General features: G+C 64.8%; 12 protein-coding genes. 1 reads left to right on the top strand and 11 read right to left on the bottom strand.

The genetic code is table 11. From position 1 onward, the window contains the following. The 4 genes from ACE3TQ_RS16450 to rpsL all read right to left on the bottom strand — a co-directional run. The coding region (locus ACE3TQ_RS16450; RefSeq protein WP_374583365.1) for a GTP-binding protein at nucleotides 1-127 on the bottom strand (127 nt) is incomplete at its 3' end. Between the two features lie 77 nt (nucleotides 128-204). Beyond that, nucleotides 205-2,310 carry an elongation factor G gene (fusA, locus tag ACE3TQ_RS16445; protein WP_374583362.1) on the bottom strand — a complete coding sequence of 702 codons (2,106 nt, stop codon included), beginning with the start codon at nucleotides 2,308-2,310 and terminating at the stop codon, nucleotides 205-207. Between the two features lie 102 nt (nucleotides 2,311-2,412). Further along, nucleotides 2,413-2,883 carry a 30S ribosomal protein S7 gene (rpsG, locus tag ACE3TQ_RS16440; protein WP_130316713.1) on the bottom strand — a complete coding sequence of 157 codons (471 nt, stop codon included), beginning with the start codon at nucleotides 2,881-2,883 and terminating at the stop codon, nucleotides 2,413-2,415. A 114-nt stretch (nucleotides 2,884-2,997) separates the two neighbouring features. After that, a complete protein-coding gene (gene rpsL / locus ACE3TQ_RS16435) occupies nucleotides 2,998-3,381 on the bottom strand; it encodes a 30S ribosomal protein S12 (RefSeq protein WP_374583361.1) in 384 nt (127 codons plus the stop codon). Nucleotides 3,382-3,640: 259 nt separating this feature from the next. Between rpsL and ACE3TQ_RS16430 the strand changes: the two genes are divergently transcribed. Beyond that, entirely contained in the window at nucleotides 3,641-5,488 is a 1,848-nt protein-coding gene (locus ACE3TQ_RS16430) for a phosphoethanolamine transferase (RefSeq protein ID WP_374583360.1), read from the top strand. A 3-nt stretch (nucleotides 5,489-5,491) separates the two neighbouring features. On the opposite strand, the gene ACE3TQ_RS16425 is transcribed toward ACE3TQ_RS16430, so the two are convergent. The 7 genes from ACE3TQ_RS16425 to ACE3TQ_RS16395 all read right to left on the bottom strand — a co-directional run bounded on the left by ACE3TQ_RS16425 (nucleotide 5,492) and on the right by ACE3TQ_RS16395 (nucleotide 10,492). Beyond that, nucleotides 5,492-6,346, bottom strand: coding sequence for an AraC family transcriptional regulator N-terminal domain-containing protein (locus ACE3TQ_RS16425; protein WP_374583359.1), 855 nt, complete (start codon nucleotides 6,344-6,346; stop codon nucleotides 5,492-5,494). Further along, a complete protein-coding gene (locus ACE3TQ_RS16420; RefSeq protein WP_374583358.1) occupies nucleotides 6,343-6,630 on the bottom strand; it encodes a putative quinol monooxygenase in 288 nt (95 codons plus the stop codon). The genes ACE3TQ_RS16425 and ACE3TQ_RS16420 overlap by 4 nt, the downstream gene beginning before the upstream one ends. Then, entirely contained in the window at nucleotides 6,627-7,619 is a 993-nt protein-coding gene (locus ACE3TQ_RS16415; RefSeq protein ID WP_374583364.1) for an NAD(P)H-quinone oxidoreductase, read from the bottom strand. Before ACE3TQ_RS16415 ends, ACE3TQ_RS16420 begins: the two co-directional genes overlap by 4 nt. Before the next feature lie 7 nt (nucleotides 7,620-7,626). Next, nucleotides 7,627-8,310: a type 1 glutamine amidotransferase domain-containing protein gene (locus ACE3TQ_RS16410; protein ID WP_374583357.1), complete on the bottom strand. Its 684-nt coding sequence runs from the start codon at nucleotides 8,308-8,310 to the stop codon at nucleotides 7,627-7,629. Nucleotides 8,311-8,442: 132 nt separating this feature from the next. Then, nucleotides 8,443-8,907, bottom strand: a complete 465-nt coding sequence (locus tag ACE3TQ_RS16405; protein WP_374583356.1) for a DUF2269 family protein — start codon at nucleotides 8,905-8,907, stop codon at nucleotides 8,443-8,445. Then, on the bottom strand, nucleotides 8,907-10,175 hold the full coding sequence (locus tag ACE3TQ_RS16400; RefSeq protein WP_374583355.1) for an SDR family oxidoreductase: 1,269 nt from the start codon (nucleotides 10,173-10,175) through the stop codon (nucleotides 8,907-8,909). Before ACE3TQ_RS16400 ends, ACE3TQ_RS16405 begins: the two co-directional genes overlap by 1 nt. Next, the gene (locus ACE3TQ_RS16395; protein ID WP_374583354.1) at nucleotides 10,172-10,492 is read right to left on the bottom strand and encodes a hypothetical protein; all 321 of its coding nucleotides are present in this window, start codon (nucleotides 10,490-10,492) and stop codon (nucleotides 10,172-10,174) included. Before ACE3TQ_RS16395 ends, ACE3TQ_RS16400 begins: the two co-directional genes overlap by 4 nt. Nucleotides 10,493-10,576: the final 84 nt, after the last annotated feature.

Raw genomic sequence — 10,576 nt, 5'->3', positions numbered from 1 at the left:
CGCCGCCGAACTTCTTCGACAGAACGGTTGCGATTGCAGCGGTCAGGGTGGTCTTGCCGTGGTCAACGTGACCGATGGTGCCAACGTTCACGTGCGGTTTAGTCCGCTCGAACTTTTCTTTTGCCATTTTAATTCTTCCTCAGAACTTTAGATTTAAGGTCAAACCAGGCGGGAGGATCTCCCCCGCCCGGGTAAATATCAATTTTACTTCGCTTTAGCGGTGACGATTGCGTCGATCACGTGCTTAGGCGCCTCGGAGTAGTGCTTGAACTCCATGGTGTAGGTCGCGCGGCCCTGGGTCGCGGAACGCAGGATGGTCGAGTAGCCGAACATCTCGGACAGAGGAACTTCCGCCTTGATGATCTTGCCGCCGCCGCCTGGGATCTCGTCCATGCCCTGCACCATACCGCGGCGGGACGACAGGTCGCCCATCACGGTACCGGCGTAGTCTTCCGGAGTCTCGACTTCCACAGCCATCATTGGCTCCAGGATCACTGGGGATGCGCGCTTGCAGCCCTCTTTGAATGCCATGGAACCGGCCATACGGAACGCGTTCTCGTTCGAGTCAACGTCGTGGTAGGAACCGAAGGTCAGGGTGACTTTCACGTCCACCACTGGGTAGCCTGCCAGCACGCCGCTGTTCAGGGTTTCACGCACACCCTTTTCAACCGCAGGGATGTATTCGCGTGGAACGGTACCGCCCTTGATCGCGTCGACGAACTCGAAGCCCTTGCCGGCTTCCTGTGGTTCGATGGTCAGCACAGCGTGGCCGTACTGGCCGCGACCGCCGGACTGCTTGACGAACTTGCCTTCGGAATCGACCACCGCTTTGCGGATGGTTTCGCGGTATGCAACCTGTGGCTTGCCAACGGTCGCTTCCACACCGAATTCGCGCTTCATACGGTCAACGATAATTTCCAGGTGCAGCTCGCCCATACCACCGATGATGGTCTGGCCGGATTCTTCGTCGGTCTTCACGCGGAACGAAGGGTCTTCCTGTGCCAGGCGGTTCAGGGCCAGGCCCATCTTTTCCTGGTCGGACTTGGTCTTCGGCTCAACTGCCTGCTGGATCACTGGCTCTGGGAACACCATGCGCTCCAGGACGATGATCGAGGAAGGATCGCACAGGGTTTCGCCGGTGGTCACGTCTTTCAGGCCCACGGCAGCGGCGATGTCGCCAGCGCGCACTTCTTTGATCTCTTCACGCTGGTTAGCGTGCATCTGCAGAATACGGCCCAGACGCTCTTTACGGTTCTTCACCGAGTTCAGCACGGTGTCGCCGGAGTTGATCATGCCGGAGTACACGCGGAAGAAGGCCAGCTGGCCGACGAACGGGTCGGTCATGATCTTGAATGCCAGCGCGGAGAACTTCTCGTCGTCCGATGCCTTACGGGTTGCTGGCTGTTCGTCTTCGTCGGTACCAGCCACGTCGTCGATGTCCACTGGGGATGGCAGGAACTCAACCACCGCGTCCAGCATCGCCTGCACGCCTTTGTTCTTGAAGGCGGTGCCGCACATCATCGGAACGATTTCCGAAGCGATGGTGCGCTTGCGCAGGGCGGTCTTGATCTCTTCTTCGGACAGGTCGCCTTCTTCCAGGTACTTGTTCATCAGCTCTTCGGACGATTCAGCGGCCGCTTCGACCATCTTCTCGCGCCACTCTTGAGCGGTGTCCACCAGTTCAGCTGGAATGTCTTTGTAGTCGAACTTCATGCCCTGGGACGCGTCGTCCCAGATGATGGCCTTCATCTTGACCAGGTCGATCACGCCGGCGAAGTTGTCTTCGGCGCCGATTGGTACCTGGATCGGCACTGGGTTGGCCTTCAGGCGGGCACGCATCTGCTCGTAGACTTTGAAGAAGTTGGCGCCGGTACGGTCCATCTTGTTCACGAAAGCCAGACGCGGGACTTTGTACTTGTTAGCCTGGCGCCACACGGTTTCCGACTGTGGCTGCACGCCGCCCACTGCACAGTAAACCATGCAGGCGCCGTCCAGAACACGCATCGAGCGCTCAACTTCAATGGTGAAGTCAACGTGCCCTGGGGTGTCGATGATGTTGATGTGGTGCGGCTTGAAGTTGTTCGCCATACCAGACCAGAAGCAGGTGGTCGCTGCCGAGGTAATGGTAATGCCGCGCTCTTGTTCCTGCTCCATCCAGTCCATGGTGGCGGCGCCGTCGTGCACTTCACCAATCTTGTGGTTCACGCCGGTGTAGAACAGGACGCGTTCGGTGGTGGTGGTCTTACCAGCGTCGATGTGAGCGGAGATACCGATATTACGGTAGCGCTCAATGGGGGTCTTGCGGGCCATAATTGATCCTAAATCTTTGAATGGACAAAACCGAGCAGCATCTTCAGAACAAAAATGCGCCCGGCTTGAACAAGGCCGGCCACGGATGGCCGGCCAAACGTATTAGAAGCGGAAGTGCGAGAACGCTTTGTTCGCTTCAGCCATACGGTGGACTTCGTCACGGCGCTTCATTGCACCGCCACGGCCTTCCGCGGCTTCCATCAGCTCACCGCCCAGACGCTGTGGCATGGACTTTTCGGAGCGCTTGTTAGCGGCTTCGCGCAGCCAACGCATGGACAGAGCCAGGCGGCGCACTGGGCGCACTTCGACCGGCACCTGGTAGTTCGCACCGCCAACGCGGCGGGACTTCACTTCAACCAGTGGCTTGGCGTTGTTGATTGCTGCGGAGAACACTTCCAGAGGATCCTTGCCGGACTTCTGCTGGATGTGGTCGAACGCACCGTAGATGATGTTTTCTGCAACCGACTTCTTGCCGGACAGCATCAGAACGTTAACGAATTTAGCGACTTCGGTGCTACCGAATTTTGGATCCGGCAGAATCTCGCGCTTGGGTACTTCACGACGACGTGGCATGTTATTTCCTTCCTGTCTTCAGTTGAGTGCCTCTTTAGTAGCACTCGCGGAGGCCATCATAGCCTTCCACTTACTCGGTCTCGCGACCGCCTCAACTCAATTAAATTGCAAGAATTACTTCTTAGCGGCTTTAGCGCGCTTCGCACCGTACTTGGAGCGAGCTTGCTTACGGTCTTTAACGCCCTGGGTATCCAGAGAGCCACGGACCATGTGGTAACGCACACCTGGCAAGTCTTTTACACGACCGCCGCGGATCAGCACAACCGAGTGTTCCTGCAGGTTGTGGCCTTCACCGCCGATGTACGAAATCACTTCGAAGCCGTTGGTCAGGCGCACTTTTGCAACTTTACGCAGTGCCGAGTTAGGCTTCTTAGGAGTGGTGGTGTACACGCGGGTGCACACGCCACGCTTTTGCGGGCAGTTTTCAAGTGCCGGCGATTTGCTCTTCACGACCAGCTTGGTACGTGGGCTGCGAATCAATTGATTGATGGTTGGCATCGTTTTAAATCCAACAAAATTACAGCATTGACAACCCGGGCAGTGCTGCCCGGGGGCTAAAACGGTATCTCTTAGGGCGCGCTGAACGTCACTCAAAACGAGGCGTATACGATGCGCAGACTAAATTGAGAACTCGCGAGTATATACCCGGTTAACCGCTCAGTCAACCAATTTGCTGAATTAAGTGGCAGCATTTCGCCGCCCGCAGGCGCGACATTCCCCTCATAATAACGTTCATTTTTGTCCTTTCCAGCCTGTAATGCGACTGCTGCTGCGCCCTGCCCACCTGTTTATCCTCCTCAGCTACCTGGCCCTGTCGGCAGTGCCGTTCGTGCCCCTGCTGCTGGGCAAGCCCGTCGAGCAGCCGTGGCAGCTGCTCGGCATCGAGCTGGTGGCCTGGGTGGCCGTGTGGGCGCTGTTCAAGCGGCCGGCCTATTTCCACTGGCTGCTGATTCCCGCCTTCCTCGCGCTGCCGACCGAGATTTACCTGTTCGTGTTCTATGGCCAGGGCATTTCCACCCACCACCTGGGCATCCTGGCCGAGACCAGCCCGCGCGAAGCGCTTGAATTCCTGGGCCAGAAAGTGTGGACCATGGCGGCCGTGATGATCGGCGTGGCGGCGTGGTGGGTGCTTTGCTTCCGCGCCGCGCGCCAGACGCGCGAGCTCGATTGGCATGACGGTTCGCGCTGGGTGGCGCTGGCCATGCTGGTGCTGCTTGCCGCAGTGTCGGCCTGGGGTTATGAATTTGGCATCGCCGCGGCATCGGCCGGCGCCGGCACATCCGCCAGCGCCAGCGCCAGCGAGGAGGCGGAGGACGAGGCCAGCGACCCGGCGCGCGCCGCAGTAGCGGGCGCGCGCACCCTGCGCCTGCCCGGTCCGCCCCTGCCGCACTGGGCCCGGGTGCCGGTGGAGCCGAAAGCCTTCATCGAATCCTGGCCATTCGGCCTGGCCGCGCGCGGCTACGACTTCTATAAAGAGCGGCGCTACCTGTCGCAGCTGAACGAACGCAGCGCCAGCTTCAGCTTCGGCGCACGCCAGCTCGATGGCACGGCCGCGCCGGAAATCGTGGTGATGGTGCTGGGCGAATCGTCGCGCTACGACCGCTGGAGCCTGAACGGCTACAAGCGCGAAACCAATCCGCTGCTGGGCAAGGAAGGCAACCTGGTGGCGCTGTCGGACGTGATCACCTCGGTCTCCGCCACCCGCCTCTCGGTGCCGGTGATCATCTCACGCAAGCCGGCCACGCAAAGCCTGAAGGACGGCTTCAGCGAAAAGTCCTTCATCACCGCCTATAAGGAAGCGGGCTTCAAGACCTGGTGGCTGTCGAACCAGATCTCCTTCGGCCAGTACGACACGCCGGTCTCGGTGTTCGCCAAGGAGGCGGACGTGATCCAGTTCCTCAACCTGGGCGGCTTCACCAACAACTCCAACTTCGACGACGTGCTGTTCGAGCCGCTCAAGCGCGCCCTGGCCGATCCTTCGCCGAAGAAGCTGATCGTGCTGCACTCGCTGGGCAGCCACTGGAACTACAGCCAGCGCCACCCGAAGGAATTCGACAAGTGGCAACCTTCGCTGTTCGGCATCGACAAGCCGGTGTACACCGACCTGAAGATCAAGCCGCAGCTGAACAACAGCTACGACAATTCGATCCTGTACACCGACTGGTTCCTGGCGCAGGTGATCGGCGACCTGAAGGCCACCGGGCAACTGGCCTCCCTGGTGTACGTGGCCGACCACGGTCAAACCCTGTACGACGGCAGCTGCAAGCTGGCCTTCCACGGCCACAATACGCAGTACGAATTCCACGTGCCGGCCTTCATGTGGTACTCGGAACAGTACCGCGAACGCTATCCCGCCAAAGTGGCCGCCCTGCACAAGAACCGCAAGGCCAGGCTGGCCACGGAAAATTTCTTCCACACCATGCTGGACGTGGCCGACATCCGCTACCCGGACGACTTGCCGGAGTGGTCTTTCCTCAACCCGGACTTCAAGCTGCACAAGCGCGTCGTGGACAGCTACGGCTGGACCAATTACGACAACGCCACCATGAAGGGCGACTGCCGCGAAGTGATGGACAAGGGCAAGCCGCAGAAGCAGGATAAGTAGGACTCAGGCGGCGGCGCTGGGCGGATAGCCGAACAGGCGCTTGAACTCCCGGCTGAACTGGGAAGCGCTGGCGTAGCCGACCGCAAAGCCGGCCTGCGCGGCAGCCGCGCCCCGTCCGGTGATCAGGTCGTGCGCCCTATGCAGGCGCAGCGCCTTCTGGTACTGCACCGGCGACATGCCGGTCACCTGACGGAAGGCTTTGTGGAAGGCCGAGGCGCTCATGGCCACGCTGCGTGCCAGGGTCGCCACGTCCAGCGGCTCGGCAAAGCTGCGCTGCAGCGTTTCGCAGGCGGCAAACACCGGCGCCAGCTTGCCGTGGCGCGCCGCCAGCGCGCGCAGGCATGCCCCGCCCGGCCCCTGCAGCACGCGATAGTGCAGCTCGCGCAGCAGTTGCGGGCCCAGCACCGCCGCCTCCTCCGGCGACGGCAGGCAGTCCAGCAGGCGCTCCACCACGCCAGCCACGCCGGCATCCAGCGCCAGTACCGCCATGCCGCGCCCGTCCTGGCCGTCGGCCGGCGCGGCCGGCGCCATCTTGCCCAGCAGCTCGAACACCAGGGCCATATCGATGTCCACCGTCAGCGCCAGCATCGGCGCGCCGCTCACCACCGTGTCGCAATAAAAGGGCAGCGGCACCGACACCACCAGGTACTGCCCCGGCGCGTAATGGAATACCTCGTCGCCCAGGAAGCCGCGTTTCAGGCCCTGCGCAATGAACACCAGCGTCGGACGCTGCAGCACGGCGCTGGGCGGCTTGCTGCGGTCGGCGCGCATCAGGGTCACGCCCGGCAAGGCCGTGCCGGCATTGCCGTCCTGCGGCAGCAAGGCTGCCAGTCGCGCCGCCAGCGCCGCGCTGTTCACAGCGCCGCCATCCGCTGCACCTCGACCGGCGCCGCCAGCTTATCCGCCACGAATGCGCGGTAGGCCCGGTAATGCGGCGCCGCGCGGTGTGCCGCCAGGGCCGCCGTGTCGGCGTATTCCTCGAACACGTGCAGCCCGGGCGCGCCTTCGGCTGCGGCGAACAGGCGGTACTGCCGGCAGCCCGGCTCCTGCCGGCTGGCGGCGGCCAGCCGCTCCAGCGCCGCCTGCACCGCCGCCTGCTGGCCCGGGAGGCAGCGCAGGCTGGCGAACACATAGGTACTCATGCTGCAGCCTCCATGGTCAAAACGATCTTGCCGAAATGCGTGCCCGAATCCATCAGGCGGTGCGCCTGCGCCGCTTGCGCCAGCGGGAAGGTGCGGTACACCTGCGGCCGCACCGCGCCGCTTTGCAACAGGGGCCAGACGTGCTGCCGCAGCTGCGCCATCAGCGCCGCCTTATCGGCCGCACTGCGCGCGCGCAGCGTGGAGCCAAGGTGGGTCAGGCGCTTGCTCAGCATCGGGAACAGGTCCAGCTGCGGCGCGGCGCCGGCGATCACGCCAACCTGCACGATGCGGCCATCCATTGCCGCCGCCGCGTAATTGCGCGCGACATACTCGCCGGCGATGATGTCCAGCACCAGGTCGGCGCCATGGCCGCCGGTGGCGCGCATGGTTTCCGCGACAAAGTCCTGCTCCTTGTAGAGTACCGCCACGTCGGCGCCCAAGGCAAGGCTGGCGTCGCGCTGCGCTGCCGTCGCCACGGTGGTGATGATGCGGCGCGCGCCAAAGGCCTTGGCCAGCATGGTGGCCGTAGTGCCAATGCCGGACGCACCGCCGTGCAGCAGCACCGTCTCCCCGGCCTGCAAGCGGCCGCGCTGGAACATGTTCAGCCAGACCGTCATGAAGGTTTCCAGCAGCGCCGCCGCGGCAACAGGCGGCAGGCCGGGCGGCACCGGCATCACGTTCCCGGCGTCCGCCACGCCGTACTGCGCGTAGCCGCCGCCCGGCACCAGCGCCATGACCAGCTCGCCGGCCCGCAGGCCGTCCACGCCCGGCCCCAGCGCCACCACTTCGCCCGCCACCTCCAGGCCGGGGATGTCCGGCGCGCCCGGCGGCGGATCGTACAAACCCTTGCGCTGCATGACATCGGGCCCGTTAACGCCGGCCGCGATATGGCGCAGCAGGACCTGGCCCGGACCCGGCTGCGGCAGCGGGCGGCGCACCAGGCGCAGCACCTCGGGCCCGCCGGGCTGGCTGATTTCAATCGCGTCCATCATGGCCTCAGGCTCCCAGCTGCTGCAGCAGCAGTTGCGCCACCGCCGCGCCGGAGGCCGGGTTCTGGCCGGTCACCAGGCGCTGGTCCGCGACGGCAAACGGCTGCCATGGCTGCTCCGCCTTGGCGTAGTGCGCGCCGCGCTTGCGCAATTCGGTTTCGGTCAGGAAGGGCACGTACTGGTCCAGTTCCGCCAGGCGCTCCTCCTCGTCCGAGAAGCCGGTCACCTGCTTGCCCGCCACCAGCAGCGTTCCATCGGACAGGCGAATGTTCAGCAAGCCCACCGCACCGTGGCAGACCGACGCCACATAGCCGCCCTGCTCGTAGATGTCGCGCGCCAGCGCCTGCAGCTCGGCATTGTCCGGAAAGTCCCACAGCACGCCGTGGCCGCCGACATAGTAGATCGCGGCGTAATCGCCGGCGCGCACGTCGGCCGGCTTGCGCGTAGCGCCCAGACGGTTCATGAAATCCCGGTCGTGGTACCAGGCCCAGTCCAGCGGCTCCGCCAGCGCCAGGCTGTGCGGGTCGATCGGCGTATAACCGCCGGGCGGCGTCACATAGTCAACCTGGTAGCCGGCTTCCTGCACCACCTTCACGAAGTGCACGGCCTCCCCCAGCCAGATGCCGGTGGCGCGGTTGATTTGCGGGTATTTCTCAGTGGCGGTCAGGACGACCAGGATCTTCTTGGGCATGATGCATTCCTTTGCGTGGTTTCCGGCGGACCGGCATGCAGTCATTAAACTCCCGACGCGCTGGCGCGTGAATGCCTAAAGCTGGATATGACTTGCCTGATCCTGCCCGGCGCCGGCAGGATCGGGCAAGCCTCACAGCGGCTTGTGCACCATCAGCCAGTACACCGCCAGCATGGCGATGAAGGCGGGATAGCCGAGCAGCTCCCAGCGCCGCGCGTAGCGCCAGTACTGCGCCGGCAGCGGCGCGCCGGCGGCGTGGGCGGCCAGCGCCATGTGCCCCATGCGGATCTGCAGCCACACCACCGGCAGCCAGCACACGCCGGCCAGCAGGTACAGCGCCAGCGAGGCCTTGAGCCACAAGGCGTCCAGCGGGTAGCCGGCCTGGTGGATCATCCAGGCGCCCGACAGCGGCTGCACGATGGCGGCCGGCGTGGTGAACCACCAGTCGGCGCGCACCACCAGGCGCGACACCACTGCGATCGCTTCCACCGAACCGGAGCGGTTGGCGAAGAACAGGTAGAAGGCGGTGCCGAAGCCGGTGCCCACCAGCAGCACCGAGGACAGGATATGGATGGTCTTGACCGTCAGGTAGTCCACTACTTCTCCTCCGCGTACAGCAGCACCAGCATGGCCAGGATCGGCAGATTCTTCAGCAGCGGCCCGAAGGGGTGCCACAGGAACTCCGGCAGGCAGGCCGCGATCACGGCGCTGTAGCCCAGGATCAGGGCGCCCTGCGCCAGCCACAGCGCGCGGCGCGGCCAGGCCAGCGTGGCGATGCCGAAGGCAGCATCAAGCGCCGCCGCACCGTACAGCGCCAGCAGCGCCAGCGGCCCTTCCAGGCCGACGCGCGCCAGCAGGGCCAGGCTGTCAGCCTGCGGGTAGATGAAGGCGCTGACCACGGCCGTGACCAGCCAGACCAGGGCCAGCGTCGCGCGCAGCAGGATGTTGCGCCAGCCGGCCAGCGCGCGCAGGCGCAGCAGCTCCGCCTCGGCCGGCGCCATGAACTCGGCCAATGCGCGCGGCGCGCGCCCCAGCAGCTGGCGCAGCGCGGCAGGCCCGGCCTGGTCGTCCGGCGCCAGCGCGCTGCCGGCGCGCAGCATGCGCCAGTTGTCCGGCGTCAGCGGCACGCCCGGAACCTGGCCCGCCACCTGGGCGGCAAGGGCCATGGCCGGCGCCGGGATATGCAGCACGGGCGCCGGCGCGAAGCCCATCGCGGCGCGATAGCCGGCCAGCATGGCGTCGTAACTGACCGCGTCGCGCCCGGCCACGTCGATCACGCGCCGCGCCGGCGTGGCCGGGTCGAGCGCGGCCAGCACCGCCTGCGCCAGGTCGTCCACGTGGACCGGCTGGAAGCGCGCCCCGCCCAGCGCCGGCGCCGCCATCACGGGCATGCTGGCCACCTGGCAGAACATGGCGGCCGAATCGCCGTCCGGCCCGAACACCAGCGAGGGGCGCAGGATGATCCATTCCAGCGGCAGCGCCATCAGGGCCTCATCCGCGGCGCGCTTGCTGGTGAAATAAGGCGTGTCGCCATGCGCCGCGCCGAGCGCGGAAATCTGCACCACGCGCCGCACGCCCGCTTCGGCGCAGGCCGCAAACAGGGCCGCCGGCGCGCGCGCATGCAGCGCTTCGAAGCTGGCCGCGCCCTGTTCGCGGATGATGCCGACCGCGTTGACCACCGCATCCACGCCGCGCAGCCGCTCGCGCCAGGCGGCCGGCTGCACGTCCTTGCTGTAGTCGATGGCGACATCGTCCGGGTGCACCGCGTGGCGCACCCCGCGCAGCACGCGGTGCCCGGCCGCCGCCAGCCGCGCGCACACGGCGCTGCCGATAAAACCCGAGGCCCCGCACACAAGGATGTTCATTTCGCCCCCTTCGGAATCGATTTCGCAATGCTGCGGCCGACAATGGCGACGCCGGCCACGATGCCCGCCGTGGTCATGATCAGCGCCATGCGCAGGACGCTTTCGGCGCTCGCGTCAGCCCGGCCGCTGATGCCGAACCCCAGCGCCAGCAGCAGCGGGAAGGCAATCACCTGGATGGTGGTCAATCGTACCCAGAAATCGGAGCGGGCCGCCGTCCCGCACACATCGACCAGCAGGCTGCACAGGGCGCGCCGCAGGTAAAGACTGACGAGCAGGCCGGCCAGCAGGGGTACCAGGATTTCAACGACGATCAGCATATGCATCTCCCTTGTGACAGTATTTTCTGTACAAACAGAAATAACAACCTCAAAAAAACGGGCATTGCTGCCCGCTGCTTACAG

The sequence above is a fragment of the Pseudoduganella sp. genome (genome assembly GCF_041914865.1).
Taxonomy (GTDB): domain Bacteria; phylum Pseudomonadota; class Gammaproteobacteria; order Burkholderiales; family Burkholderiaceae_D; genus Rugamonas.
The sequence above is the reverse complement of the archived record's forward strand: the minus strand, read 5'-3'. Positions and strand labels throughout refer to the sequence as shown.